Genomic DNA, 24,774 nt, shown 5'->3' with positions numbered 1-24,774 from the left:
CAATAAAGTGAAGTTCCTGTTCCATAGTGAAACCAACCTTGTGAATGCGGGTTACCGGGAAAACCGGTCCATGATACTGTCCGGTTTGTCACTTGTGGAGAAGGGGCAGTCCACTGCAGGGATCTACGATACAGGTTCGTGGCCTAAGGCCGGGTACGGCATGTGGACTGCCTGACAGAAAGAACTGGCCGGTTCTTTCTGTACGGGAGGATAATACAAGGCCGGGTAAGCGCAGCGCCACCCGGCATAGTTTAGAGCTGTGTTGCGCTGAAATAGTGCTCCGGCTGCGCAATACGATCCTGTGCCGCCACTACCTGCAGTTCGTATTCCTGCGTCTCTTTCGTCGCAATCATAATTTCGTACACCGCTGCAGTCACATGCTCAAGCGCTTCGCGCAGCGTCGCACCCTGTAGCAGTTTCACCAGCAACAATCCGCTGGTCACATCTCCCACGCCCACTGGCTGACGCAGGCCAAAATCCACCAGCGGACGGCTGATGTGCCAGGCTTCGTCTTTAGTCACCAGCAGCATCTCAAAGCGGTCTCTGCTCAGCCCTGCACGGGCGAGATGTTTCACCAGCACAACCTCAGGCCCCTGGGCTATCAGTTCACGAGACGCGCTTACCGCCTCTGCGACGCTGTTAACCGGATGCTCGCAAAGGATCTCCAGCTCAATCAGGTTGGGCGCGATGATATCGCTGGCAGGTAACGCATGGCGAACATGGAATTCAGCCACGCCAGGCGCCACAATGCAGCCTTTTTCCGGATGACCCATCACCGGATCGCAGAAGTATTTTGCTGCGGGATTAGCTGCTTTCACCTGGCGAACGATGCCGAGGATATGCTCCCCCTGCTCTGCGGAACCCAGGTAACCGCTCAGAACCGCGTCACAGCGTTTGAGCTGGTCGATATCGGCAATGCCCTGCACGATCTCCGTGAGATGCGAAGGCGGCATCACGCAGCCGGTCCATTTGCCGTATTGTGTGTGGTTTGAGAACTGTACGGTATTGAGGGGCCAGACGTTAACCCCGAGGCGGCGCATCGGGAATTCCGCCGCGCTATTGCCAGCATGTCCAAAAACAACGTGGGACTGAATGGCGAGGATGTTCTTCATTTTATGCTTACCAAACCCTGAAAAAACAAAAAGGGCGTGGTTTCCCACGCCCCTGGAGATTTTTATTTATTTCCAGCAGACCAGACAGTAATTTTTCTTGCCGCGACGCAGCAGCGTGTAGCGGCCATACAGGCGATCGCTGTCGGCGAAGGTGTATTCCGGGTCAGCCTGTTTTTCACCGTTGATGGTGATGGCGTTAGACGCAATGGTTTTACGCGCCTGCCCGCGAGACGGCTGCAGCTCAGAGTCCACCAGCGCCTGCATCAGGTCAGCCCCTTTCTCCATCTCAACCATCGGTACGCCATCCTGCGCCAGCTGCTCGAAGTCAGCTTCGCTCAAATCGCTCAGCGTACCGTTGAACAGGCTTGCGGTAATGCGTTTCGCCGCAGCCAGACCTTCTTCACCGTGAACCAGTTTGGTCACTTCATCCGCCAGCACATACTGCGCGCGTGGTGCTTTACCGCTGTTTTTATCTTCTTCTTCCAGGGCGTTGATGGTTTCAATGTCCATGAAGGTGAAGAACTTCAGGAAGCGGTAAACATCGGCATCCGCGGTGTTGATCCAGAATTGATAGAATTTGTACGGGCTGGTTTTCTTCGGATCGAGCCATACCGCACCGCCTTCGGTTTTACCGAATTTAGTCCCGTCGGCTTTGGTGATCAGCGGAACGGTCAGACCAAACACCTGGTTTTGATGCAGGCGACGGGTCAGATCGATACCGGAAGTAATGTTACCCCACTGGTCAGAACCGCCAATCTGCAGGCAGACGCCGTGCAGTTTGTTCAGACAGGCGAAGTCGTAGCCCTGCAGCAGGTTATAAGAGAATTCAGTAAAGGAGATACCCTGATCGTCACGGTTCAGGCGCTGTTTTACCGCTTCTTTGTTAATCATCTGGTTAACAGAGAAGTGTTTGCCGATGTCACGCAGGAAGGTCAGCACGTTCATGCTGCCAAACCAGTCGTAGTTATTGGCGGCAATCGCGGCGTTATCACCACAGTTGAAGTCGAGGAACGGTGCAACCTGTTTGCGGATCTTATCCACCCACTCCTGCACGGTGTCTTCGGTGTTCAGTTTACGCTCAGCGGCTTTAAAGCTTGGGTCGCCGATCAGACCGGTCGCGCCGCCCACCAGGGCCACAGGCTTATGGCCTGCCATCTGGAAGCGTTTCAGGCATAACAATGGAACAAGATGCCCCAAATGCAAGCTGTCAGCGGTGGGATCAAAGCCGCAATAGAGCGCGATCGGGCCTTGCGCCAGTCGCTCTGCTAACGCTTCCTCGTCCGTCACCTGGGCCACGAGGCCCCGCTCTTGCAATTGTTTAATCAAGTTACTGCTTGCCATCAAATTCTCCATGTATAAACGACTGCACCTTTGCCGGTACACGACTTTTCGCCTGATGCGAAAGGACCATAGAATAAAGCGCAAGCGCGGCGTGCGCTAGCGCTTAAATCAACAAATTTCGGGGATTACGGTGCAAGCCTGTCGATTTTCCAGCCGCCGTTGTCGCGCTGGTATAAAAAGCGGTCGTGCAGGCGATGTTCGCCCCCCTGCCAGAACTCAATCTGCTCGATCGGGATGCGGAAACCGCCCCAGAAGCTGGGCAGTGGAATTTCGCCCTGCTGGAATTTCTGCTTGAGTTCAAGGAATTTGCTTTCCAGCACGCCGCGGGCAGAAATTCGGCTGGACTGTTTTGAGACCCAGGCGCCAATCTGGCTGTCACGCGGGCGGCTGTGGAAGTACTTCACCACTTCCAGTGTGGAAAGGCGCTCCGCTTTGCCTGTGACCATGACCTGGCGTTCCAGCATATGCCACGGGAACAGGAGACTGATTCGGGGATTGTTCTCTAAATGGTGCGCTTTGCGGCTGCCCAGGTTGGTGTAAAACACCAGCCCTTTCTCGTCATAATGCTTAAGCAGCACGATACGTTGATACGGTTGACCATTTTCGTCCACCGTGGCAACCACCATGGCCGTTGGGTCGGCCAGTTTTGCTTCGCAGGCCTGTTTTAGCCAGCGTTCAAAAAGCACCAGAGGTTCAGCGGGAAGATCCTGGCGACGCAGGCCGCCTTTGGTGTATTCACGGCGCAGATGCGCAATTTGCTGCAGTTCGTCGTTATCAGACATGGCATTAGGTGACGTTGAGATTGGGTGGCGCTATTGTGCGCCGCCCCTGTGAAAATCTCAACGCTTCGGATTTTCGAGCTGGCAATTGTTCAGCACGATGCGGTCGCGTTTGTAGACGGTGGCGCTGTCACCTTTCGACCAGAAGACGTAAATACCGTCGCTATAGCGCGCGCCGGAGGCTGAGATCCCCTGCTTGAGCGTCAGCAATTTATTGTCATAGACAAAGCTGGCTTCCTGGCGTGGATTATTAAGCTTGACGGTCAGCGGCTTTTCATCACAGCGATATTCCAGCGTGTCGGTCTGCATGCGCTCAACGAGCTGGTTATAGACGCTGCAGCCTGACAGCAAGACAGGTACAGCAATAAGAAGAAGTTTTTTCATGAGCGTATTCCGAAGACTATCCTGGTCCTGGAGGGCTAACAGGCCCTCCTGTTCCTTTTTATTTTACCGGCGACGCGCTGCGCTGAATTTCAGTTAACTCTGATTATGACGGGGATTGGCCGGGAAAATGGCACCGAGAACGCTGGCTTCGCGTGCGCCGGTGACTGAGGGCAAATTCCCCGGCAGCCCGGCAACGGTACGCCAGGCAAGCCAGGCGAAGGCCAGTGCTTCCATGTCGTCTCCGCTGATGCCGGCTTCATCGGTGGTTGTCACTTCGGTGCCCGGCAACAACCCGGCAAGGCGCGCCATCACCAGCGGGTTGCGGCTTCCGCCCCCGCAGACCAGCAGACGTTCGCAGCCACCGCTCAAAAGTACCTGTTCTGATATGGAGACCGCCGTGAGCTCGGCCAGCGTCGCCTGAACATCCTGCGGTGCCAGCGCCGGGAACCGAGCCAACTGACGTTCAAGCCAGCCATAGTTAAAGTACTCGCGTCCCGTGCTTTTTGGTGCCGGCAGGGCAAACCAGGGATCGCTAAGCATGGACTGCAGCAGCGGGATAATGACTTTGCCTTCGCTCGCCCACTCCGCGTCTTTATCATACGGTTTACCGCACTGACGCCAGATCCAGGCATCCATCAGCATGTTACCCGGGCCAGTATCATATCCCCGTACTGGCTGGCCCGGGATCAGCATCGACAGGTTGGCAATACCGCCAATGTTAAGCACCATACGGCGCTCTGACGGGTGCCCCAGCAACGCCTGGTGGAAGGCCGGCACCAGCGGCGCACCCTGCCCGCCCAGCGCGATGTCGCGACGCCGGAAATCGCCCACGACGGTGACGCCCGTTTTTGCCACAATCTGATTATTATCGCCAATTTGCATGGTATGCGGCGCATCGCCAGTGGGTTCGTGCCAGACGGTCTGCCCGTGACAGCCAATCGCGACCACATCCTGCGGCCGGAGATTCTCTTTATGCATCAGCGCCAGCACCGCATCGGCAAACAGCGCCCCCAGCCTGACATCAAGCTGTCCAAGCTGCGAAAGCGTCAGCTGTTGCCCCTGGCAGATGCTCAGGATCTCCTCTTTCAGCGAAACAGGGATAGGCCAGGTCAGACTTGCCTGTTGTGCCACCATGTTTTCGTCTATGGCGGCCAGAACGACATCTACCCCATCCAGACTGGTGCCTGACATCACACCAATATAGCGACCCGATTTCATGCGCTTTCCTTACGTTGCGTGGGCTAAGGATAACCACTCAACCATAAACAGCCCCGCTTTGCCATCAGGCGATAATATTTTTTAACACTCTCAGTGAGGTAACGCGTCGAAATTTTGTTTATCTCTCGTTAAGTCAAATTCAAGTACAATTTTCCGATTGTTAGTGCAAAGATATGAACGATGGCCCTTTATGCCATATAATTTAGCCATAACGGATGCCCGGATTGGGCGTTTTTGGTGAACAGGAGATTCAAATGATTTTACGTGTACTGGGCGTTTCGCTGATTGGTTTAACTCTGGCTGGCTGTGTGAATGACAGTTCACTTTCTGGCGACGTCTATAGCGCTTCTGAAGCGAAACAGGTTCAGAACGTGACTTACGGTACGATTGTTAACGCACGTCCTGTTCAAATTCAGGGTGGTGACGAGAACAACGTCATGGGTGCCATCGGCGGTGCGGTTCTGGGTGGCTTCCTGGGTAACACCGTAGGCGGTGGTACAGGCCGTTCTCTGGCGACTGCGGCAGGTGCCGTTGCGGGTGGCGTAGCAGGCCAGGGCGTTCAGGGTGCGATGAATAAAACCCAGGGCGTAGAGCTGGAAATCCGTAAAGACGACGGCAGCACCATTATGGTTGTGCAGAAACAGGGCAGCACCCGCTTCTCTGCCGGTCAGCGCGTCGTGCTGGCAAGCAACGGTAGCCAGGTTACCGTTTCTCCGCGTTAATTCATAAAAAGGATGTGGCTGCCAGGCCGCATCCTTTTACAAAGAGCATCATTATAATAAATAGTTTTACAAAATTTATTGAGGCAATGAATAATTAACCACGCCGTATCTTGTTCCTGCGCAAAGTATTCCCCTCTCTTTTGCATTAGGCTAATCTCAATTAACTTTTTTATTTATTATTTTCGTTGAAACATACTTATGCTTGCGATCTCCCGGTACGTGAAAAAGCCCTATATTCCATTCTGTTTAGGGTGCATTGTCGTCATTGGAATATTACAAATTTTATTTTTAAAACTGGTCGAATGGGTTCCCTCTTTCTCACCGCTTTTATTCCCTACACTCACCATTTTTTTACTGGTATTCCATCTGTTTATTGCCTGCTTTATGGCCATGAAATACTGGTGTGACAGAAGACGGTTGTACCTGATTGCTATCGCTTTTGCCTTTGCCGGTTCGGCCATACTGATGGTGGGTACGCTTACCGGTTTCCCGGCCTGGCTTGATCTCTACCAGCTCAACGTCGTGGACTATAACGATACGATGATCTTCTTTATGTACCGCCATCTGTTAATGGCGGTACTGATGATTGCGTCGGCCCTGCTGTATATCGTCAGGGATAATCCGCTTTCACGTGCGGCGCATATCGCCATTGTTGCCGGTACATTTCTGTTTATGGTGGGCATGGTGCTATTGGCCTGGCTTAGCTCCAGCCACTCATCATTAATGTCGTTAGACCTGGTGGATAATGAAACCCATCAATTTATGGTTCTCTGGAGCCATGCAATAAATATCGTCTTGATTATTCTTTGGGTGGTGACATTAGCAACGCTAATGGTTATTACCCGCGTACGCAATATTTTTTGGGTGGGCGGTAATTTTTTATGTGTCTGTTATATCGTGACGCTCGCGATGCTATTAGCAGGCGGACACGCCGAGGATATTTCATGGTATCGAGCGCGCTTATTTGAAACTGTTGCGACGTTATTGATTATTTTTGTTCTGCTTTATGATGTCTTTAGACTCTATCGCGACTCGCATTTGAAATATCAACAGTCGTATCAAAACTCGATTCGCGATCCTCTGACCCGCCTCTACAATCGCAGCTATTTTTACGACTCGCTAAACCAGGCACTCGGTGCCTGTAAAGCCAGCCGTCCGGTTTCGGTTATTGTCAGCGATCTCGACCGCTTCAAGCGCATCAACGACTGCTACGGCCATCTGCAGGGCGACAAAGTATTGCAGTTTGTGGCGCATCTGCTGATGGATTCCGTACGGCCTCAGGATATTGCCGCACGTATTGGCGGTGAGGAATTTGTGTTGATGTTAACCAACACCCCTTCAGCAGCCGCGTACCAGGTGGCGGAACGCATCCGCCTGAAACTGAGCAGCTTTGATAAGACCAGCAGCGGGGGACAGCTCCCGGAGCCCATTACCATCAGCATGGGCGTCTTTACGGCAACGTCCGTGGAGACGACAGCTGAAGAGTGTGTGGAAAAGGCTGATAAAGCGATGTATAAGGCGAAAGATACGGGTCGCAACCGGGTGATCGTCTTCAGATGATAAAAGGCCTTGCGAATGCAAGGCCTGATAAAGTCAGGCGTCGCGTGCCTGCAGGTCGTGAATGTTCTGCTCAAGGCGTCCAATCAGACTGATGAGCATTTCAAGCTCCGCAGGGGAAACCCCGGACAGGATCTCACCGCGCGTTTTGGTAATCACCGCTTCCATTTCAGTGATAATGGGAGCCGCTTTCTCTGTGAGTTTAATCCGCTTGGCGCGACGGTCGCTGGCACAGGTTTGTCGGGAGATCAGCCCCTTCTCTTCCAGTTGGTCAAGCGTACGCACCAGCGACGGCTGCTCAATACCAATCGCCTTTGCCAGTTGAATTTGTGACTGGTCGGGCGGCAGCTGATGAATGTTGTGCAGCGTGACCCAATGCGTCTGTGTCAATTCCAGAGGTTTCAGGCGATGGTCAATCAGAGCACGCCAGACGCGTACCAACCTTGCCAGATCAGAACCTAATGGCGATTCCAATTTCATCTCCTTATAATTAGCTTGCTAAGTTATTATACTGATTTTAGAATAGTGTGCAGCATTTGTATTGCCAAAACAAATGCATTACGACATTCATCAAATTTAAAAGTATGACTTACACTGAAAAGTGATGTTCCATCTCATTAAGACAAGCCATCCCGGCATTCTGTTCACTGCAAAGGATCTCTGCTCGTGACGTTTTTTCATCGCTCAGAGGGGCTGCCCCTTCAGGACCTGATCTTCGGTGCATCAGTCTACTTTCCTCCCCTGTTTAAAGCCGTTCTGGTGGGCTTTGTGATCTGGCTTGTCGCGCATCGTCTGCTCCGCGACTGGATGTATTCTGGCGAGATCTGGCACCCCATGCTGATGGATCTCTCCCTGTTCGCTCTCTCCGTGTCTCTTGGCCTTGCTGTGCTGATTGTGTGGTGATTATGCCCCTGAAAACGCTGAAGTACTTTTCCACCCTCTTTGTCCTGGCTCTGGCCCTGGTTGCCGGCTGGTGGCTGTGGAATTTTTATATGCAGTCACCCTGGACACGCGACGGTAAAATTCGCGCTGAACAGGTGAGTATCACCCCGCAGGTATCTGGCAGTATCACGGCGCTTCTGGTTAAGGATAACCAGTTTGTTAAAAAGGGAGATGTTTTATTCCGCATTGACGACACCCCGTACCATATTGCGATCCTTAACGCCCAGGCGCAGCTGGCTAAGGCCCAGACTGAACTGGCGAAAGCGAACAACGAAGCCACGCGTCGTCGGCATTTATGACAAAACTATATCTCTGCCGAAGACCTGGATACCGCCAACATCAACGTCAAGGCGATGCAGGCCAACGTCAATGTGGCAGAGGCAACGCTCAAACAGGCGCAATGGGAACTGACACAAACCGTGGTACAGGCCCCTGTCGATGGCTGGGTGACGAACCTCTCTGCCCGCGTGGGTAATTATGCCACCACCGGCCAACCGATTTTCGCGCTGGTCGACAGCCACTCGTTTTACGTCGTGGGCTATTTTGAAGAGACCAAACTTCGCCATATTCGGGAAGGTGCCCCTGCCACGATAACGCTTTATAGCGGCTCGCAAAGGTTACAGGGTCACGTTTCCAGCATTGGCCGTGCCATTTACGATCAGAGCGTTGAAACTGATTCAGGCCTGGTTCCCGACATCAAACCTAATGTCCCCTGGGTGCGACTGGCCCAGCGCGTGCCGGTTCGGGTTGAATTTGACCGCTTACCGCAGGGGTTAACGCTGGTCTCCGGCACAACCTGTACTGTCTCGATCGGAACACCCTGATGAATGCCTTATCCTGGCGAAATCTGCCGTGGATGAAAGCAACGCGCCCTCAGTGGCGCTACGCCCTGCGCAACGGCATTGCCATGTGCCTTGCGCTGACCGTCGCCTACTATCTGAACCTTGACGAGCCTTACTGGGCCATGACCTCCGCGGCGGTCGTGAGCTTCCCGACCGTTGGCGGAGTGATCAGTAAAAGCCTTGGGCGCATCGCGGGCAGCCTGCTCGGTGCCACTGCGGCGCTGATCATTGCAGGCCATACCCTGAACGATCCGTGGCTTTTTTTACTGAGCATGGCGGCATGGCTCGGATGCTGCACCTGGGCCTGCGCCCACTTTACCAACAACGTCGCCTACGCCTTCCAGCTGGCGGGCTATACCGCGGCAATTATTGCCTTTCCGGTAGTTAACGTTCTCGATACCACCGAGTTATGGGATATCGCCCAGGCGCGCGTCTGTGAAGTTATTGTCGGTATTCTGAGCGGCGGGTTTATGATGATGATCCTGCCCAGCACCTCCGACGGCACCGCGCTTATCACGGCGCTGAAGACCATGCATGCCCGCTTGCTGGAACATGCGAGCCTGCTCTGGCAGCCGGATACAAACGATGAGATTCGCCTGGCGCATGAAAAGGTGATTGGTCAGATCCTGACCATGAATCTGTTACGCATTCAGGCCTTCTGGAGCCACTATCGTTTTCGCCGCCAGAATACCCTGCTGAACTACCTGCTTCACCAGCAGCTACGGATGACCAGTGCGATCTCCAGCCTGCGCCGGATGTTACTCAACTGGTCAACGCCACCGGAAAACACCCGCGCCATCATTGAAACGCTGCTCGCAGCCCTTGCCCGCCCGGATGCCGACATCTACACGGTGGCCCGCATTATCGCCCCGCTTGCGCCGAAAGATGAGTACGATTATCGCCACCGCGCCTTCTGGCAGCGTCTGAACTACTTTTGCCGCCTGTATCTGCGCAGCAGTCGCTGGATCAAGGCCGTTGAAAATGCCACGCCGATAACGGAATTCGCCGTTCCCAGTAGCCCGGCACTGGCGCGGCACACCGACTATCTGGAAGCGCTGTGGAGCGGTTTTCGAACCTTTTGCGCCCTGACGCTGGTGGGGGCATGGAGCATCACCACGCAGTGGGAATCTGGCTCCGCCGCGCTCACGCTGGCCGCCATCAGTTGCGTGCTCTACTCCGTCGCCGCCTCGCCGTTCAACTCGCTTACGCTGCTGCTGCGCACGCTGGTGTTGTTATCGCTGTTCAGCTTTGTGGTCAAGTTCGGTCTGATGGTGCAGATAAGCGACCTGTGGCAGTTCCTGCTGTTTCTGTTTCCGCTGTTAACCACGATGCAGCTTCTGAAGCTGCAAATGCCAAAACTGGCGGGGCTCTGGGGACAGTTGATTGTCTTTATGGGCTCGTTTATCTCGGTCACAAACCCGCCGGTTTATGATTACGCCGATTTTCTCAATGATAATCTGGCAAAAATCCTGGGGGTGGGTCTGGCGTGGCTGGCTTTTGCCGTATTACGCCCCGGCTCAGACGCGCGTAAAAGCCGACGCCATATCCGCGAGCTTCGTCGGGGGTTTGTCGATCAGCTCAGCCGTAAACCGCATCTGCGTGAAAGTGAGTATGAATCCCTGGTGTACCACCATGTCAGCCAGCTCAATAACAGCCAGGACTCGCTTTCCCGCCGCTGGCTGCTGCGCTGGGGAGTGGTCCTGTTGAACTGTTCCCACGTGGTCTGGCAACTTCGCGCATGGGAGACGCGGTCCGATCCGCTGTCGCAGGTGCGCGACGTGTGCATCTCTCTGCTACGCGATGTGATGAGTGAACGCGGCGTTCAGCAACGCCCGCTGGAAGCGACGCTGACTGAACTGCAGCGGATCTGCGACAGTCTTGCTCACCACCATCAGCCCGCCGCGCGTGATTTAGCGTCGATAATCTGGCGGCTGCACTGTTCCCTCTCGCAGCTGGAACAAGCGCCACCGCCGGGGACGATTGGGGATCAGATCACCCCGCAGGCATAGCGTGCCCCACCACCACCAAGCGGTTTCGGCTGATCGGACATATTGTCGCCGCCGACGTGGATCATTAGCGCCTTGCCTTTCACCTCATCCAGCTTTTTGAGGCGTGGCGCAACAACCGGATCCGTGGCTTTGCCGTCATTATTTACCACCAGCACGGGCAGATCGCCCAGATGGCCCATTCCGTTCGGGCCCTCATGCTTACCGGAATGTTGTGGGTCAAGGTGGCCGCCTGCCGCCTCTGCTGCCGAGGGTTTACCCTCTTTTAACGCGGGCTGACAACTCCCCTTAGCATGAACATGAAAACCATGTTCGCCGGGAGGCAGGGCCTTGAGATCGGGCGCAAATTCCAGTCCTTTGTCGGTTTCAGTGATTTTCACTGTGCCGATGGACTGACCTACGCCCTGCGAGGTGACGAGATTCATTTCTACTTCATCGCTGGCTGCCTGCGCCCCTGCGCAAACAACCAGCGTGACCAGTGCCAGAGCAAAACGCTTCATATGACCTCCGCTGGTTATTTTTTGCCTCTTAAGTGTATACCAGAGGCAAAGATTTCACCGGAAAGTCACATTTTTACCGGTTTACGGTACGTCGTAACCGAGCGCAGCTTTGCGGATGCGGAACCACTGCTGACGGCTCATCTGCAGCTCTTCAGCCGCCAGGGCAGAACGCACGCGTTCAATTTTACCGGAACCAATGATTGGTAGCGGTTTCGACGGCAGACGCAGGATCCACGCGTAAACCACCTGTTCGATGTTCTCAGCGTTCAGTTCACGGGCAATGGTTTCCAGCTCATTGCGCAGCGGCTGGAATTCATCGTCATTGAACAGACGACCGCCCCCAAGGCAAGACCACGCCATAGGACGGATGCGCAGCTGTTGCAGCTGATCGAGCGTACCATCCAGCAACAATGGCTGATGCACCGGGGAGATTTCCACCTGGTTGGTGGCCAGGGTAAAGGGCAGACGAGACTGCAGCAGCGCAAACTGCGCCGGGGTAAAGTTTGAGACGCCAAAATGACGCACTTTGCCGCTTTGATGCAGCGCCAGGAAGGCTTCGGCGACCTCATCGGCATCCATTAACGGGTCGGGACGGTGGATCAGCAGCAGGTCGATATGATCCGTCGCCAGGTTCACCAGCGACTGCTCGGCGCTTTTAATGATATGTGCGCTATCGGTAATGTAATGACCAAGGGTATGTTCAGGTTTTGCCGTCGTGGCAATACCGCATTTGGTGACAATTTCCATCCGCTCACGCAGCGCCGGAACCAGCTTGAGGGCTTCTCCGAACGCCGCTTCACACGCATAGCCGCCATAAATGTCAGCATGATCGACGGTGGTGATCCCTAAATCGAGGTGCTCCTCAATGAAGCTCGCCAGTTGCAGGGGGGACATATTCCAGTCCATCAGGCGCCAGTAACCCATCACAAAGCGGGAGAATTCTGGCCCCTGGGGGGCAAGGGTAATACGCTGAACCATAACATTTTCCTCAAGGAAGTGATGTCATGAGTATACGCAATAAGCGTGTTAAAACAGTGAAGGTTGCTGGGGTTCTTCGGTTTCACCGGGCTTGTTTGCACGTATTTTGCGCAGAAACCGCTGGCGGCAGAGGCGAAGCACCTCCTGCTTTTGCGTGTCGCTGAAATTTTGCCAGTTAAACCGCTCGTCGCGGGTACGCATACAACCACGGCAATAACCGCGTTCATCCACCTGACAAATCCCCCGGCACGGGCTCTGGATGGGGAAAAACTCCAGCTGCTCTGCCACGCTCACCTCCGAATACCGACACTCACCTACAGTGAAGACGTTAAACGCTCCACGTGCAAGGGCTTTACCACAGTTTTGTGGCATTAAGGTTTCACTAATCTTCCCTCTCTATACTCGCCTCATCAATATGATGACAGGTTTCTTTTCGATGTGGTTAACGAAGAAGTTACAGTGTAACGATATAAAATTCACTCTGGGTTGTGCGCTTTTCTTTACGCTGATAAACGCACTGTTTATTCAACGTAGCTGGGCCATTATTGCCCCGGCAAGGCTTCACGATATCCTTTTTGCCGCGTCCGTGCCGCTGGTGCTGTTCTGCGGCTGGGTGATTGTCTTCAGCCTGCTCAATATCCCTTTTATCCGTAAACCGCTGCTGATCGTCTTAACCGTCGGCTGTGCCGCGGCAACGTACTTTATGTATACCTATGGCGCGGTTATCGATCAGAACATGATTGTTAACGTGTTCGAAACCAACTCCCAGGAAGCCACAGCGCTGGTCACGCCGCAGATGATTCTGTGGATTGTCATAGCAGGACTGGTTCCTTCCGTGGTGTTGGCGATGACGCGTATTCAGACCGGAAAATGGTGGTATGCGCTGCTGATGCGCGTTGCCGCCATGCTTGGCGCCCTGCTGGTGATCATCCTCGTCGCCGCCGTGTTTTATAAAGATTATGCGTCGCTGTTTCGCAACAATAAGAGCATCGTCAAGATGGTCACCCCTGCTAACTACGTCAGCGCCATGATGAAATACAGCAAAATGCGCTGGTTCGAAGGTGACCAAACGCTGGTGCGTATAGGTGAAGATGCGCATAAAGGCTCGCTGATTGCAGGTCAGAACAAGAAAACGGTTCTGGTGCTGGTTGTCGGTGAGGCCTCACGTGCCGCGAACTACTCGCTGAATGGTTATGGCCGTGAAACGAACCCGGAACTGAAAAAGCAGGATGTCATCAACTTCCCGCAGGCCACGTCATGCGGTACCGAAACGGCCGTTTCCGTTCCCTGCATGTTCTCCGGGATGACGCGCAGCAAATACGATGCCGACCTGGCGCATCACCAGGAAGGGTTGCTCGATGTGCTCAAACACGCGGGAATCAACCTGCTGTGGCGCGACAATGACGGCGGCTGTAAAGGTGCCTGCGACCGCGTACCCCATACCGATATGACCCAGTGGAACCTGGATCAGTTCTGCAAAGACAAGTCCTGTATTGATGATGTGAACTTCTACCGTCTCGACAACGTGCTGGACGGCCTGAAACAGGACACCGTACTGGTTATCCACCTGATGGGCAGCCACGGCCCGGCTTACTATCACCGTTACCCGGACAATTTCCGCAAATTCACCCCAACCTGCGAAACCAATGAGATTCAGGATTGCGATCACCAGGCGCTGATGAATACCTATGACAACACCATTCTGTATACCGACAGCGTGGTCAGCAAAACCATCAATGCGCTGAAGGCACGTCAGGCGAATATGAACACCGCACTGATTTACCTTTCCGACCACGGCGAATCGCTGGGCGAAAGCGGAATTTATCTGCACGGCACGCCGTACATGCTGGCGCCAGAGCAACAAACGCACATTCCGTTTATGTTCTGGTTATCACCGGACTACGCGAAAAACTTTGGTATCAACGCGCAGTGCCTGCGCGACTACGCCGCAAAAAATGCGGTTTCGCAGGATAATCTGTTCTCTACCGTACTGGGTATGATGGATGTGAAATCAACGGTTTATCAGCAGCAACTGGATATTCTGAACGCATGTCGTCAGTAAACGCCCTTGCAATAGACCGAACGGTCTATTAGAGTTTGGCCATGAGCAGAAATACTGAACACGATACACGCGAACATTTACTGGCGACCGGCGAGCGGCTTTGCATGCATCGCGGGTTTACCGGTATGGGGTTAAGCGAGTTACTTAAAACCGCTGAAGTGCCAAAGGGGTCGTTTTATCACTACTTCCGATCCAAAGAGGCGTTTGGCGTGGCGATGCTGGAGAGGCACTATGCCAGCTACCATCAACGCCTGGCCACCCAGTTCGCCAGTGGTGAAGGAAACTATCGGGATCGTGTTCTCAACTACTATCAGGAAACGCTGAACCAGTTCTGTCAGCAGGGCATTATCAGCGGATGCCTGACGGTAAAACTCTCTGCAGAAGTGTGCGATCTCTCCGAAGATATGCGTGCGGCAATGGATAAAGGAGCCAGCGGCGTGATCGCCCTGCTGGCGCAGGCGCTTGAGAATGGCCGCCGTGAAAAAACGCTGGCCTTCGCCGGTGAGGCGTTAACCCAGGCGCAGGTTTTATATTCGCTCTGGTTAGGGGCGAACCTGCAGGCCAAAATTTCCCGCAGTGCCGTGCCGCTGGAAAGCGCACTGGCACATGTTAATAGCAGCATTACTGCGCCTGGCGTGTAGCAGGCGTTTTTATTTACTTAATTACTAGTCGACTGGTCTACTCAGGAGTCGTTATGTCAGCTGAAAAACTTTTCACCCCACTGAAAGTGGGCGCCGTCACCGCACCAAACCGCGTGTTTATGGCCCCACTCACCCGTCTGCGCAGCATTGAGCCGGGTGATATCCCAACCCCACTGATGGGTGAATACTATCGTCAGCGCGCCAGCTCTGGCCTCATCATCACTGAAGCCACGCAGATTTCCGCACAGGCGAAGGGATATGCCGGCGCACCAGGCCTGCACAGCCCGGAGCAGATTGCCGCCTGGAAGAAAATCACCGCTGGCGTTCACGCCGAAGAGGGTCGCATTGCGGTTCAGCTGTGGCACACCGGTCGTATCTCTCACAGCAGCATTCAGCCTGGCGGTCAGGCGCCGGTTTCCGCGTCGGCCCTGAATGCGAATACCCGCACTTCCCTGCGCGATGAAAACGGTAACGCGATCCGCGTCGATACCTCAACGCCACGCGCCCTTGAGCTGGATGAGATCCCGGGTATCGTGAACGATTTCCGTCAGGCCGTAGCTAACGCCCGCGAAGCCGGTTTTGATCTGGTTGAACTGCATTCCGCGCACGGTTACCTCCTGCACCAGTTCCTTTCACCGTCGTCCAACCACCGCACTGACCAGTACGGCGGCAGCGTCGAAAACCGCGCCCGTCTGGTGCTGGAAGTGGTTGATGCCGTTTGTCAGGAGTGGAGCCCGGACCGTATTGGTATTCGCGTCTCCCCAATCGGTACGTTCCAGAACGTCGACAACGGTCCGAACGAAGAAGCGGACGCGCTGTATCTGATTGAAGAACTGGCGAAACGCGGTATCGCGTATCTGCACATGTCCGAGCCGGACTGGGCCGGTGGTCAGCCTTACTCTGAGGCTTTCCGCCAGAAAGTGCGCGAGCGTTTCCACGGGGTGATCATCGGTGCGGGGGCCTATACGCCTGAGAAAGCCGAAGATCTGATTAATAAAGGGTTGATCGACGCCGTGGCCTTTGGTCGTGATTACATTGCCAACCCGGACCTGGTTGCCCGTCTGCAGCAGAAAGCAGCGCTGAACCCACAGCGCCCGGAAAGCTTCTACGGCGGCGGCGCGGAAGGCTATACCGACTACCCTACGCTGTAATCTCTCCGTTGTGCATTGATAGCGGCGGCCTTTCGCCGCTATACTAAAACATCGTTTCTGTTCAAAAAGATACACTACTCCATTGGTTAATGAGGAAATTATGCGCCTACTTCACACCATGCTGCGCGTTGGCGATCTGCAACGTTCCATCGATTTCTACACTAACGTACTGGGTATGAAGCTGCTGCGCACCAGCGAAAACCCGGAATACAAATACTCGCTGGCATTCGTGGGTTACGGCCCGGAAACGGATGAAGCGGTTATCGAGCTGACCTATAACTGGGGCGTCGACAGCTATGAGCTGGGCACGGCCTATGGCCACATCGCGCTGGAAGTGGACAACGCGGCAGAAGCCTGTGAACGCATTCGCAGCAACGGTGGCAACGTCACGCGTGAAGCGGGCCCGGTAAAAGGCGGCACCACCGTGATTGCGTTTGTTGAAGATCCAGACGGTTATAAAATCGAGCTGATTGAAGCCAAAGACGCCGGTCGCGGTCTGGGCAACTGATCCCTCAGGGCGCACTATGCGCCCGTTGTTTTACTGCATCCCACGCCAAAATTTGCCATAATGCGCTCTGCTTTTTTCCCCTTGTAAGAGACCCTGATGTCCGATAACGCTCAACTTACCGGTCTGTGCGACCGTTTTCGTGGTTTTTATCCTGTTGTCATTGATGTCGAAACAGCCGGATTTAACGCTAAAACCGATGCGCTGCTTGAAATTGCCGCCATCACGCTGAAGATGGATGAAGAGGGCTGGCTTACACCGGACACCACGCTGCATTTCCACGTTGAGCCCTTTGAAGGCGCAAACCTGCAGCCAGAGGCGCTGGCGTTTAATGGCATCGATCCGCATAACCCGCTGCGCGGTGCGGTGAGCGAATATGACGCGCTGCACGCCATTTTCAAAATGGTGCGTAAAGGCATGAAAGAGAGCAACTGCAGCCGCGCCATTATGGTGGCGCATAACGCCACGTTCGATCACAGCTTTACGATGGCCGCCGCCGAGCGAGCCTCTCTTAAGCGTAACCCCTTCCACCCGTTTGTGACCTTTGACACCGCCGCACTGAGTGGCCTGGCGCTGGGACAAACGGTCTTGTCAAAAGCCTGTATTACGGCCGGGATTGAGTTTGACGGCACGCAGGCGCACTCCGCGCTGTATGATACGGAGCGCACCGCAGAGCTGTTCTGTGAAATAGTCAACCGCTGGAAGCGTCTGGGCGGCTGGCCGCTGGCGATGGGCGACAGCGAAGAATAAAAAAAAGCGACCTCTTAAGGTCGCTTTTTTATTTGCGCAGAAAATTACTCTGCGTCCGGCTCTTCGGTTTTGTACTTCGCAGCCGTCTCTTTGATCAGCTGCTGCAGTTCGCCGCGCTGATACATTTCAATCAGGATATCGCAACCGCCAACCAGTTCACCGTCGACCCACAGCTGCGGGAACGTCGGCCAGTTCGCGTATTTTGGCAGCTCAGCGCGGATGTCCGGGTTTTGCAGGATATCAACGTAAGCAAAACGTTCACCACAGGCAGACAGCGCCTGAACCGCTTGCGCGGAGAAGCCACAGCTTGGCAGCTTCGGAGAACCTTTCATATACAGCAGAATCGGGTTTTCAGCGATCTGGCGCTGGATTTTTTCAATAGTGGTGCTCATGTCTTGCTTCCTTTAACTTCTGTTACGGCATTAGTCTGACATTGTAGCGGTTCAGACTGGCATCGGAAAATAACATTTTTGTCACGTATAGCTATTTTATCGCGAGTGGCGAAAAGTTGCATTGTAAATGGTGCTTAACCCTGCGGCAGGCAGGGTTTTGCTTAGGGCGTGAACAATTGTGCGACAAATCGATGAATTTTTTTGCACTTACTAACGAAACAGGTTTTTAGATTGAAAAATGCTATTAACTTCTCGGGTTTTTATGGATTAGAATCGACGGGCTTTGTAAATCACACGCGGGTATTATTGATGACCTGCATTTATCAGGGGACTGCCCAGTGGCGCGGATAAATAAAATCTCGATCACGCTCTGTGCTTTACTGTTTACATCACTCTCTTTCACGCCAGCGGCAAACGCCTCTCAACAGGCGCGGCACTCTGCTGTGCAAAAAACGCATCTGGCAAAAACCACAGAACGTAAAAAAAAGACTACCAGTAAGAACGAAAAGAAAAAAACAACCGCTCAAACGAAAAAGACCGCCTCCAGCAAATCGAAATCAACATCTTCCCGCACTGCCCTCGCATCGAAACGTAAAGCCTCAAAAACTGCTGCCAACCTCGTAACGGAAAAATGCACCACGCGCAAAGGGCATAAAGCCAAATGCACGAAAGTGACAAAAATTGCCGACGCGCATAAGGTTCGGGTACAGAAAGCGCAAAAAACGGCGATGAATAAGCTGATGGGGCAAATTGGCAAACCGTATCGCTGGGGTGGCACCTCTCCCCGCACCGGTTTTGACTGCAGCGGGCTGGTGTATTACGCCTATAAAGATCTGGTGAAATTCCGCATTCCGCGCACCGCCAATGAAATGTACCACCTGCGCGACGCCGCCCCTGTTAACCGTGGCGAGCTGCAAAATGGCGATCTGGTCTTCTTCCGCACCCAGGGTCGCGGTACGGCTGATCACGTCGGCGTGTATGTGGGTAACGGGAAGTTTATTCAGTCCCCACGAAGCGGTCAGGACATTCAGATCACCTCGCTTAGCGAAGACTACTGGGTGCGTCACTACGTCGGCGCACGCCGCGTCATGACGCCGAAAACCATCCGCTAAACCCTGCCCTGCCGTCACCACGGCAGGGTAAGTTCCTCTTTTGCATACCCTTTCAATTTGCTATCCTGTCCTTGTTGTCTGTGTGGTTATTGGCAACGCAAAATACAATAAGGAGAGAAGCAATGTCGTTCGAATTACCTGCACTACCGTATGCAAAAGACGCCCTGGCACCGCACATTTCTGCGGAAACCCTGGAATATCATTACGGCAAACATCACCAGACCTATGTCACCAACCTGAACAACCTGATCAAGGGCACCGATTTTGAAGGCAAAACGCTGGAAGAGATCGTCCGCAGTTCAGACGGTGGCGTATTCAACAACGCTGCTCAGGTGTGGAACCACACCTTCTACTGGCACTGCCTGGCACCAAATGCTGGCGGCGAGCCGACCGGCGAACTGGCTGCTGCGATTAACGCCGCCTTTGGCAGCTTTGCGGAGTTCAAAGCGAAATTTACCGATGCCGCAATCAAAAACTTCGGTTCTGGCTGGACATGGCTGGTAAAAGAGGCCGATGGCAAACTGGCTATCGTCTCCACGTCTAACGCGGGTACACCACTGACCACCAGCGCGACACCGCTGATGACCGTGGATGTCTGGGAACACGCATACTACATTGATTACCGTAACGCGCGTCCTAACTACCTGGAGCACTTCTGGGCACTGGTTAACTGGGACTTTGTGGCGAAGAACTTCGCCGCGTAAGAGAGACGCAGAAGGGTTTCCCCTTCTGCGTTTTTTTATTCGGCAGCACAGGCCGCTTCAGGCTGTTTACGACCCGACATCATCACTAACAGCAGGCCAAGCGCGGCAATAATGGCCCCCATCACCGGCACAAAGCTGTATCCCAGACCACCCGAAATCACAGCACCGCCCGCTGCGGCACCGAGCGCATTGCCCAGATTGAACGCGCCAATATTCACCGACGATGAGAGGCCCGGCGCCTCATGCGCGACGCGCATTACGCGCATCTGCAGCGGTGGAACCACGGCAAAGGTGGCCGCACCCCAGACGACCATCGCAATGGCCGCGCCATACTCATTACGCGCCAGCCAGGGAATGGCAATCATGATGACAATCAGCAGGGTCAGAAAACCCTTCAGCGTTCCGCTCACGGAGCGGTCAGCAAATTTCCCGCCCAGATAGTTACCAATCGAGAAGCCCACGCCAATCAGCACCAGCATCGCGGTGATAAAGATCGGCGTCGCGTGAGTGATGTCATGCAGCACCGGCGAAATATAGGTGTAAAGGGTAAACATCGCCCCGGCACCCAGCACGGTGGTGAGCAGCGCAGAAAGGACCTGCGGACGCATCAGTACCGACAGCTCTTTACGTACCTCAGGACGCTCACCAGCGCTGCCTTTCGGCAGGGAGAAGAACAAGGCCACCATCGCGACAACGCCCAGTACGGCGGTTGCGAGGAACGACATACGCCAGCCAATGACCTCACCCAGCCAGGTGGCCGCAGGAACGCCGCCAATGTTGGCGATGGTCAGGCCCATAAACATGGTTGCCACGGCACTCGCCTGCTTGTGTTTGGGCACCACGCTTGCCGCCACCACCGACCCCAGCCCAAAGAAAGCGCCGTGGTTAAGGCTTGTCAGAATGCGTGACAGCATCAGCGTGGTGTAATCCGGCGAAATGGCGGAGAGCACGTTGCCAAGGGTAAAGATAGCCATCAGGAAAATCAGCGCATTGCGGCGCGCTCGGTGGGAAAGCAACAGCGTCATCAGCGGTGCCCCTACCATCACACCAATGGCATAGGCGCTGATTAACATCCCGGCTGCAGGGATAGAGACGTCCACACCGCGGGCGATAACCGGTAAGAGTCCCATAGGGGAAAATTCAGTGGTGCCAATCCCAAAAGCGCCAATCGCCAGGGCCAGCAGGGGAAAATTGATTTTCATGCGTCAACTCCGGATGCCGTGTCATGTGGTGACACAGAACAAAGAAGCCGAAAGCATGACATCAATCACAAAAAATGAGAAGTTAACAAATTGGCAAAAGATTTTTGCCGGAGATGTAACAATCAGGACGAGCGGGAGAGAGCGAACGCCCCCTCCGCGTAAATCAGTGCAGTGCAGCCGTCAGACCTGCAGCAACAATCAGCGCCAGCACAATAACGGTGGTGAACAGCGAAAACTTCAGATCGGAACTCATCAATTTTTCTCCTTTTAATCCCCCCACGAAAAGTGAGCTTGCTCATTTTTACACAATTTACGTCAAAAATCTTCCAGGATTTAAACGGATAACCACTTTAGCTCTTCCCCTTTTCATCAAGATAGGACAAAATTCCACGCTAAATTTATTAGCGTACCGGCCATTGACCCCCTCCTGACGTCCCGTGTCGTTTTCCTGGCGTGCCGCAATTCAAAATTGCGTGATAAGGGTGAGAGAAGGCAAACGTTTACCTTCAAGGTTTTCAGGAGTTTAGGATATGGTCTGGAGTGACATTTAATGGCAACAATTAAAGACGTAGCAAAACGCGCAAACGTTTCCACTACAACCGTATCACATGTAATTAACAAAACCCGCTTCGTGGCGGAAGAGACGCGCAACGCCGTCTGGGCGGCAATCAAAGAGCTGCACTACTCGCCGAGTGCCGTTGCGCGTAGCCTTAAAGTTAATCACACCAAATCCATTGGTTTGCTGGCGACCAGCAGTGAAGCGGCCTATTTTGCCGAAATCATCGAAGCGGTTGAGAAAAACTGCTTCCAGAAAGGCTATACCCTTATCCTCGGCAACGCGTGGAACAATATTGAAAAACAGCGCGCCTATCTGTCGATGATGGCGCAAAAACGCGTGGATGGCCTTCTGGTGATGTGTTCCGAATACCCGGAATCTGTCCTTTCCATGCTGGAAGAGTATCGTCATATCCCAATGGTGGTGATGGACTGGGGCGAAGCGCGCGCCGACTTTACCGACTCCGTCATCGATAACGCCTTCGAAGGCGGTTATATGGCGGGTCGCTATCTGATTGAACGCGGTCACCGTGAAATAGGCGTGATCCCGGGGCCGCTTGAGCGCAACACCGGTGCTGGCCGTCTGGCCGGGTTTATGAAGGCGATGGAAGAAGCGCTGATCACCGTGCCGGAAAACTGGATCGTGCAGGGCGACTTTGAGCCGGAGTCTGGCTACCGCGCCATGCAGCAGATCGTTTCTCAGCCGCATCGTCCAACGGCGGTGTTCTGCGGCGGGGACATCATGGCGATGGGGGCCCTGTGTGCAGCCGATGAGCTGGGCCTGCGCGTGCCGCAGGATATTTCCGTGATCGGCTATGACAACGTGCGCAACGCGCGCTTCTTCACGCCTGCGCTGACCACCATCCACCAGCCGAAGGACTCCCTCGGTGAAACGGCCTTCAATATGCTGATGGACAGGATCGTCAACAAACGTGAAGAGTCGCAGTCCATTGAAGTTCACCCGCGCCTTATCGAGCGCCGTTCCGTTGCGGATGGTCCATTCCGCGACTACCGTCGTTAATCTCGTGTGGAGCCAGCTAAGCTGGCTCCCGTAGCCATTCCCGGTTAAGCGTTTCGCTGTCTCCCAGATAATCCAGTAGCCATGCCATGGCGGGCGACACATCATTTTGTTGCCACGTCAGGCAGCAGGCCGCATCCGGGAACGGATTCTCCAGCGTCAGCTCGACCCATTCACCGGTATCGATTCTCGGCTTAGCGAAATGGACGGGAACCATCGCGACGCACAGCCCGGCGCTGAGGCAGGTCGCGGAGGATTCCCAGTCCGGCGCCACCACCCGCCGCTGGTTATCAAGAAGCCAGGTGATACGTTTTGGCAACGAGCGCGAGGTATCCTCCAGCACCAGCGACGGCCAGTTGCGCAGCGTGTCGTCACTCAGCGGTCCCTCCAGGGCAGCCAGCGGATGATCGTGTGCCACGACGCATTTCCAGCTCAACATGCCCATATCGCGAAACGCATAGCGCCCCCCGACGGGGATCGCCTGGGTTGCGCCAATCGCCATCTCTGCCCTGCCGTCCGCCAGCGCGTCCCAGACCCCGTTGAATACCTCCTGCGAGACGCGAAGTTCAACGTCTGAAAAATGACGATAGAAATCCACAATCATCTGCCGGGTGCGCTCGGGTTTGACGATGTTATCCACGGCGATGGAAAGATGTCCGCGCCAGCCGTTGGCGATCTGCTGGCACTGTTCGCGGGTGATCTGCATTTTTTTGATAACAGAACGCCCTTCTTTCAAAAACCACGCGCCAGCAGGCGTTAATTCCACATCGCGATGCCGCCGTTCGAACAGCGGAACCGCCAGCCACTCTTCAAGCTGCCGCACCGTGTAGCTGATAGCCGAAGGGACGCGGTGCAACTCCTGTGCCGCACCGCTAAAGCTGCCGTTACGCGCGACAGCATCCACCACTTCAAGAGAATAATCTGACCACATTTTCTGCCTGCAAAAAATTTGAATGCAACCGCCAAATATTAGCGTTTCACAACCCGCTTTGCACTCCCTACACTCTGCGCCAGTGTCTACCTGCCTCCTCAAGGAGAATAAAACAATGCAACCCAGGAATGGATTTTTAGTCTGGCTCGGCGGTTTGAGCGTGCTGGGCTTTTTGGCCACCGATATGTACCTGCCCGCGTTTGCGGCGATGCAGGAAGATCTGCAAACGCCAGCCGCGGCCATCAGCGCCAGCCTGAGTTTGTTCCTCGCCGGATTTGCCATCGCACAGCTGCTCTGGGGCCCGCTCTCCGATCGCTTCGGGCGTAAACCGGTGTTGTTGCTGGGCCTGGCCATTTTTGCCGCAGGCTGTCTGGGAATGTTGTGGGTACGCGATGCGACCTGGCTGCTGGTGCTGCGCTTTGTGCAGGCCGTCGGCGTCTGTGCCGCGGCGGTAACCTGGCAGGCTCTCGTGACCGACTACTACCCGGCCAACCGTACCAACCGCATTTTCGCCACCATTATGCCGCTGGTTGGCCTGTCACCCGCCCTCGCTCCCCTGCTGGGCAGCTGGATCCTCGCGCACTTTGACTGGCAGGCCATTTTTGCCACGTTGTTTGCCATCACACTGATACTGATGCTGCCGGCGTTTGCCCTCAAGCCCGCGCATAAAAAAGAGGCGCATGCTGACGCCAAACCGATCACGTTCCTCTCCCTGCTGAGCGCCAAAGCGTATCGTGGTAACGTCCTGGTCTATGCCGCCTGCTCGGCGAGCTTCTTCGCCTGGCTCACCGGCTCGCCGTTTATTCTGCACGATATGGGGTACAGCCCGGCCGCCATTGGCCTGAGCTATGTCCCACAGACCATCGCCTTCCTGCTGGGCGGATATGGCTGCCGTGCGGCGCTGCAGAAATGGGAAGGCCAGCAGATGCTGCCCTGGCTGCTGGCGTTGTTTGCGTTGAGCGTGGGCGCCACCTGGGCCGTTGGGTTTATCCCAGGCGTCGGTCTGGCGGAGATTTTGATTCCGTTCTGCGTGATGGCGGTGGCTAACGGTGCCATTTACCCTATCGTGGTCGCACAGGCGTTACGTCCTTTCCCGCAGGCGACAGGACGCGCCGCGGCGCTGCAAAATACCCTGCAACTCGGCCTGTGCTTCCTGGCAAGCCTGGTGGTGTCAGCGCTGATTGCCACCCCGCTGTTGACCACCACCAGCGTGATGCTGGTCACCGTTGCGCTGGCAGGCTTAGGCTATCGCATGCAGTCATCAGCGCATCGTGAGCAGAATGAAGAGGTTCAGAGAGAAACATCACATGCCTGATTACGCGGGGAATTATGCTTAAAGCAATTAATTAGCCAGCTAACAATTTTCTGTT

The 24,774-nt window shown here is 54.6% G+C and carries 26 protein-coding genes and 1 pseudogene; 14 read left to right on the top strand and 13 right to left on the bottom strand.

What is annotated here, in order from left to right; translation table 11 throughout:
• Positions 1-251: 251 nt before the first annotated feature.
• From pdxY to anmK, 5 genes are all read right to left on the bottom strand, one after another.
• Positions 252-1,112, bottom strand: coding sequence for a pyridoxal kinase PdxY (pdxY, locus tag PUZ33_RS10150; RefSeq protein ID WP_062676719.1), 861 nt, complete (start codon positions 1,110-1,112; stop codon positions 252-254).
• A gap of 66 nt (positions 1,113-1,178) precedes the next feature.
• Complete coding sequence (gene tyrS, locus PUZ33_RS10145; protein WP_014831636.1) at positions 1,179-2,453, bottom strand: tyrosine--tRNA ligase; 1,275 nt, start codon at positions 2,451-2,453, stop codon at positions 1,179-1,181.
• 125 nt (positions 2,454-2,578) lie between these two features.
• Positions 2,579-3,235: a pyridoxamine 5'-phosphate oxidase gene (pdxH, locus tag PUZ33_RS10140; RefSeq protein ID WP_013096909.1), complete on the bottom strand. Its 657-nt coding sequence runs from the start codon at positions 3,233-3,235 to the stop codon at positions 2,579-2,581.
• Positions 3,236-3,292: 57 nt separating this feature from the next.
• Positions 3,293-3,616, bottom strand: a complete 324-nt coding sequence (mliC, locus tag PUZ33_RS10135) for a C-type lysozyme inhibitor (RefSeq protein WP_013096910.1) — start codon at positions 3,614-3,616, stop codon at positions 3,293-3,295.
• Between the two features lie 93 nt (positions 3,617-3,709).
• A complete protein-coding gene (gene anmK, locus PUZ33_RS10130) occupies positions 3,710-4,834 on the bottom strand; it encodes an anhydro-N-acetylmuramic acid kinase (RefSeq protein WP_038980382.1) in 1,125 nt (374 codons plus the stop codon).
• A gap of 254 nt (positions 4,835-5,088) precedes the next feature.
• Between anmK and slyB the strand changes: the two genes are divergently transcribed.
• The gene (slyB, locus tag PUZ33_RS10125) at positions 5,089-5,556 is read left to right on the top strand and encodes an outer membrane lipoprotein SlyB (protein ID WP_013096912.1); all 468 of its coding nucleotides are present in this window, start codon (positions 5,089-5,091) and stop codon (positions 5,554-5,556) included.
• Between the two features lie 198 nt (positions 5,557-5,754).
• Positions 5,755-7,116 (top strand): sensor domain-containing diguanylate cyclase, encoded by a 1,362-nt coding sequence (locus tag PUZ33_RS10120; protein WP_058681484.1) that lies wholly within the window; start codon positions 5,755-5,757, stop codon positions 7,114-7,116.
• A 33-nt stretch (positions 7,117-7,149) separates the two neighbouring features.
• On the opposite strand, the gene slyA is transcribed toward PUZ33_RS10120, so the two are convergent.
• The gene (gene slyA / locus PUZ33_RS10115) at positions 7,150-7,593 is read right to left on the bottom strand and encodes a transcriptional regulator SlyA (RefSeq protein ID WP_020688303.1); all 444 of its coding nucleotides are present in this window, start codon (positions 7,591-7,593) and stop codon (positions 7,150-7,152) included.
• Positions 7,594-7,779: 186 nt separating this feature from the next.
• On the opposite strand from slyA, the gene PUZ33_RS10110 reads away from it, so the two are divergent.
• The 3 genes and pseudogenes from PUZ33_RS10110 to PUZ33_RS10100 all read left to right on the top strand — a co-directional run bounded on the left by PUZ33_RS10110 (position 7,780) and on the right by PUZ33_RS10100 (position 10,906).
• A complete protein-coding gene (locus tag PUZ33_RS10110; protein WP_013096914.1) occupies positions 7,780-8,016 on the top strand; it encodes a DUF1656 domain-containing protein in 237 nt (78 codons plus the stop codon).
• A gap of 2 nt (positions 8,017-8,018) precedes the next feature.
• A pseudogene (locus PUZ33_RS10105) lies at positions 8,019-8,879 on the top strand (efflux RND transporter periplasmic adaptor subunit).
• On the top strand, positions 8,879-10,906 hold the full coding sequence (locus tag PUZ33_RS10100) for an FUSC family protein (protein WP_058681483.1): 2,028 nt from the start codon (positions 8,879-8,881) through the stop codon (positions 10,904-10,906). The pseudogene PUZ33_RS10105 and the gene PUZ33_RS10100 overlap by 1 nt, the downstream one beginning before the upstream one ends.
• Here the strand turns inward: PUZ33_RS10100 and sodC are convergent.
• The 3 genes from sodC to PUZ33_RS10085 form a co-directional block, all read right to left on the bottom strand.
• Positions 10,885-11,403 (bottom strand): superoxide dismutase [Cu-Zn] SodC, encoded by a 519-nt coding sequence (gene sodC, locus PUZ33_RS10095; RefSeq protein WP_013096917.1) that lies wholly within the window; start codon positions 11,401-11,403, stop codon positions 10,885-10,887. The genes PUZ33_RS10100 and sodC overlap by 22 nt on opposite strands.
• An 81-nt stretch (positions 11,404-11,484) precedes the next feature.
• Positions 11,485-12,381 (bottom strand): aldo/keto reductase, encoded by an 897-nt coding sequence (locus PUZ33_RS10090; RefSeq protein ID WP_013096918.1) that lies wholly within the window; start codon positions 12,379-12,381, stop codon positions 11,485-11,487.
• Between the two features lie 48 nt (positions 12,382-12,429).
• Complete coding sequence (locus tag PUZ33_RS10085) at positions 12,430-12,669, bottom strand: DUF1289 domain-containing protein (RefSeq protein ID WP_013096919.1); 240 nt, start codon at positions 12,667-12,669, stop codon at positions 12,430-12,432.
• Between the two features lie 148 nt (positions 12,670-12,817).
• Here PUZ33_RS10085 and eptA point away from each other — a divergent pair, with 148 nt between their 5' ends.
• The 5 genes from eptA to rnt all read left to right on the top strand — a co-directional run bounded on the left by eptA (position 12,818) and on the right by rnt (position 17,490).
• Positions 12,818-14,443, top strand: a complete 1,626-nt coding sequence (eptA, locus tag PUZ33_RS10080) for a phosphoethanolamine transferase EptA (RefSeq protein WP_058681482.1) — start codon at positions 12,818-12,820, stop codon at positions 14,441-14,443.
• A 41-nt stretch (positions 14,444-14,484) separates the two neighbouring features.
• On the top strand, positions 14,485-15,084 hold the full coding sequence (locus tag PUZ33_RS10075) for a TetR/AcrR family transcriptional regulator (protein ID WP_058681481.1): 600 nt from the start codon (positions 14,485-14,487) through the stop codon (positions 15,082-15,084).
• Between the two features lie 53 nt (positions 15,085-15,137).
• Complete coding sequence (locus tag PUZ33_RS10070; RefSeq protein WP_029882773.1) at positions 15,138-16,235, top strand: alkene reductase; 1,098 nt, start codon at positions 15,138-15,140, stop codon at positions 16,233-16,235.
• 100 nt (positions 16,236-16,335) lie between these two features.
• Positions 16,336-16,743, top strand: a complete 408-nt coding sequence (gene gloA, locus PUZ33_RS10065; protein WP_013096923.1) for a lactoylglutathione lyase — start codon at positions 16,336-16,338, stop codon at positions 16,741-16,743.
• A gap of 96 nt (positions 16,744-16,839) precedes the next feature.
• A complete protein-coding gene (rnt, locus tag PUZ33_RS10060; RefSeq protein ID WP_013096924.1) occupies positions 16,840-17,490 on the top strand; it encodes a ribonuclease T in 651 nt (216 codons plus the stop codon).
• Between the two features lie 44 nt (positions 17,491-17,534).
• Here rnt and grxD read toward each other — a convergent pair whose 3' ends face one another.
• Positions 17,535-17,882 carry a monothiol glutaredoxin 4 gene (grxD, locus tag PUZ33_RS10055; RefSeq protein ID WP_003832760.1) on the bottom strand — a complete coding sequence of 116 codons (348 nt, stop codon included), beginning with the start codon at positions 17,880-17,882 and terminating at the stop codon, positions 17,535-17,537.
• Positions 17,883-18,220: 338 nt separating this feature from the next.
• On the opposite strand from grxD, the gene PUZ33_RS10050 reads away from it, so the two are divergent.
• Both PUZ33_RS10050 and sodB read left to right on the top strand, forming a co-directional pair.
• Entirely contained in the window at positions 18,221-18,994 is a 774-nt protein-coding gene (locus PUZ33_RS10050) for a C40 family peptidase (RefSeq protein ID WP_029882772.1), read from the top strand.
• Positions 18,995-19,116: 122 nt separating this feature from the next.
• The gene (gene sodB / locus PUZ33_RS10045; protein WP_029882771.1) at positions 19,117-19,698 is read left to right on the top strand and encodes a superoxide dismutase [Fe]; all 582 of its coding nucleotides are present in this window, start codon (positions 19,117-19,119) and stop codon (positions 19,696-19,698) included.
• A 35-nt stretch (positions 19,699-19,733) separates the two neighbouring features.
• On the opposite strand, the gene PUZ33_RS10040 is transcribed toward sodB, so the two are convergent.
• Positions 19,734-20,900: an MFS transporter gene (locus PUZ33_RS10040; protein ID WP_038419208.1), complete on the bottom strand. Its 1,167-nt coding sequence runs from the start codon at positions 20,898-20,900 to the stop codon at positions 19,734-19,736.
• A 163-nt stretch (positions 20,901-21,063) separates the two neighbouring features.
• Positions 21,064-21,153, bottom strand: a complete 90-nt coding sequence (gene cydH, locus PUZ33_RS10035; protein ID WP_020688313.1) for a cytochrome bd-I oxidase subunit CydH — start codon at positions 21,151-21,153, stop codon at positions 21,064-21,066.
• Positions 21,154-21,450: 297 nt separating this feature from the next.
• Here cydH and purR point away from each other — a divergent pair, with 297 nt between their 5' ends.
• Positions 21,451-22,476, top strand: coding sequence for an HTH-type transcriptional repressor PurR (gene purR / locus PUZ33_RS10030; protein WP_013096929.1), 1,026 nt, complete (start codon positions 21,451-21,453; stop codon positions 22,474-22,476).
• A 16-nt stretch (positions 22,477-22,492) separates the two neighbouring features.
• Here purR and punR read toward each other — a convergent pair whose 3' ends face one another.
• The gene (gene punR / locus PUZ33_RS10025) at positions 22,493-23,404 is read right to left on the bottom strand and encodes a DNA-binding transcriptional activator PunR (protein ID WP_013096930.1); all 912 of its coding nucleotides are present in this window, start codon (positions 23,402-23,404) and stop codon (positions 22,493-22,495) included.
• 115 nt (positions 23,405-23,519) lie between these two features.
• On the opposite strand from punR, the gene punC reads away from it, so the two are divergent.
• Positions 23,520-24,719, top strand: coding sequence for a purine nucleoside transporter PunC (gene punC, locus PUZ33_RS10020; RefSeq protein ID WP_058681480.1), 1,200 nt, complete (start codon positions 23,520-23,522; stop codon positions 24,717-24,719).
• Positions 24,720-24,774 lie beyond the last annotated feature (55 nt).

This window comes from Enterobacter cloacae complex sp. 2022EL-00981 (genome assembly GCF_028737495.1).
Lineage (GTDB): Bacteria > Pseudomonadota > Gammaproteobacteria > Enterobacterales > Enterobacteriaceae > Enterobacter > Enterobacter cloacae.
This window is presented reverse-complemented; position numbering and strand designations above follow the sequence as displayed.

Coding starts and splice junctions, on each gene's coding strand:
- pdxY (WP_062676719.1), bottom strand. CDS start 1,112: ATGAAGAACATCCTCGCCATTCAGTCCCACGTTGTTTTTGGACATGCT.
- tyrS (WP_014831636.1), bottom strand. CDS start 2,453: ATGGCAAGCAGTAACTTGATTAAACAATTGCAAGAGCGGGGCCTCGTG.
- pdxH (WP_013096909.1), bottom strand. CDS start 3,235: ATGTCTGATAACGACGAACTGCAGCAAATTGCGCATCTGCGCCGTGAA.
- mliC (WP_013096910.1), bottom strand. CDS start 3,616: ATGAAAAAACTTCTTCTTATTGCTGTACCTGTCTTGCTGTCAGGCTGC.
- anmK (WP_038980382.1), bottom strand. CDS start 4,834: ATGAAATCGGGTCGCTATATTGGTGTGATGTCAGGCACCAGTCTGGAT.
- slyB (WP_013096912.1), top strand. CDS start 5,089: ATGATTTTACGTGTACTGGGCGTTTCGCTGATTGGTTTAACTCTGGCT.
- PUZ33_RS10120 (WP_058681484.1), top strand. CDS start 5,755: ATGCTTGCGATCTCCCGGTACGTGAAAAAGCCCTATATTCCATTCTGT.
- slyA (WP_020688303.1), bottom strand. CDS start 7,593: ATGAAATTGGAATCGCCATTAGGTTCTGATCTGGCAAGGTTGGTACGC.
- PUZ33_RS10100 (WP_058681483.1), top strand. CDS start 8,879: ATGAATGCCTTATCCTGGCGAAATCTGCCGTGGATGAAAGCAACGCGC.
- sodC (WP_013096917.1), bottom strand. CDS start 11,403: ATGAAGCGTTTTGCTCTGGCACTGGTCACGCTGGTTGTTTGCGCAGGG.
- PUZ33_RS10090 (WP_013096918.1), bottom strand. CDS start 12,381: ATGGTTCAGCGTATTACCCTTGCCCCCCAGGGGCCAGAATTCTCCCGC.
- eptA (WP_058681482.1), top strand. CDS start 12,818: ATGTGGTTAACGAAGAAGTTACAGTGTAACGATATAAAATTCACTCTG.
- PUZ33_RS10075 (WP_058681481.1), top strand. CDS start 14,485: ATGAGCAGAAATACTGAACACGATACACGCGAACATTTACTGGCGACC.
- PUZ33_RS10070 (WP_029882773.1), top strand. CDS start 15,138: ATGTCAGCTGAAAAACTTTTCACCCCACTGAAAGTGGGCGCCGTCACC.
- gloA (WP_013096923.1), top strand. CDS start 16,336: ATGCGCCTACTTCACACCATGCTGCGCGTTGGCGATCTGCAACGTTCC.
- rnt (WP_013096924.1), top strand. CDS start 16,840: ATGTCCGATAACGCTCAACTTACCGGTCTGTGCGACCGTTTTCGTGGT.
- grxD (WP_003832760.1), bottom strand. CDS start 17,882: ATGAGCACCACTATTGAAAAAATCCAGCGCCAGATCGCTGAAAACCCG.
- sodB (WP_029882771.1), top strand. CDS start 19,117: ATGTCGTTCGAATTACCTGCACTACCGTATGCAAAAGACGCCCTGGCA.
- PUZ33_RS10040 (WP_038419208.1), bottom strand. CDS start 20,900: ATGAAAATCAATTTTCCCCTGCTGGCCCTGGCGATTGGCGCTTTTGGG.
- cydH (WP_020688313.1), bottom strand. CDS start 21,153: ATGAGTTCCGATCTGAAGTTTTCGCTGTTCACCACCGTTATTGTGCTG.
- purR (WP_013096929.1), top strand. CDS start 21,451: ATGGCAACAATTAAAGACGTAGCAAAACGCGCAAACGTTTCCACTACA.
- punR (WP_013096930.1), bottom strand. CDS start 23,404: ATGTGGTCAGATTATTCTCTTGAAGTGGTGGATGCTGTCGCGCGTAAC.
- punC (WP_058681480.1), top strand. CDS start 23,520: ATGCAACCCAGGAATGGATTTTTAGTCTGGCTCGGCGGTTTGAGCGTG.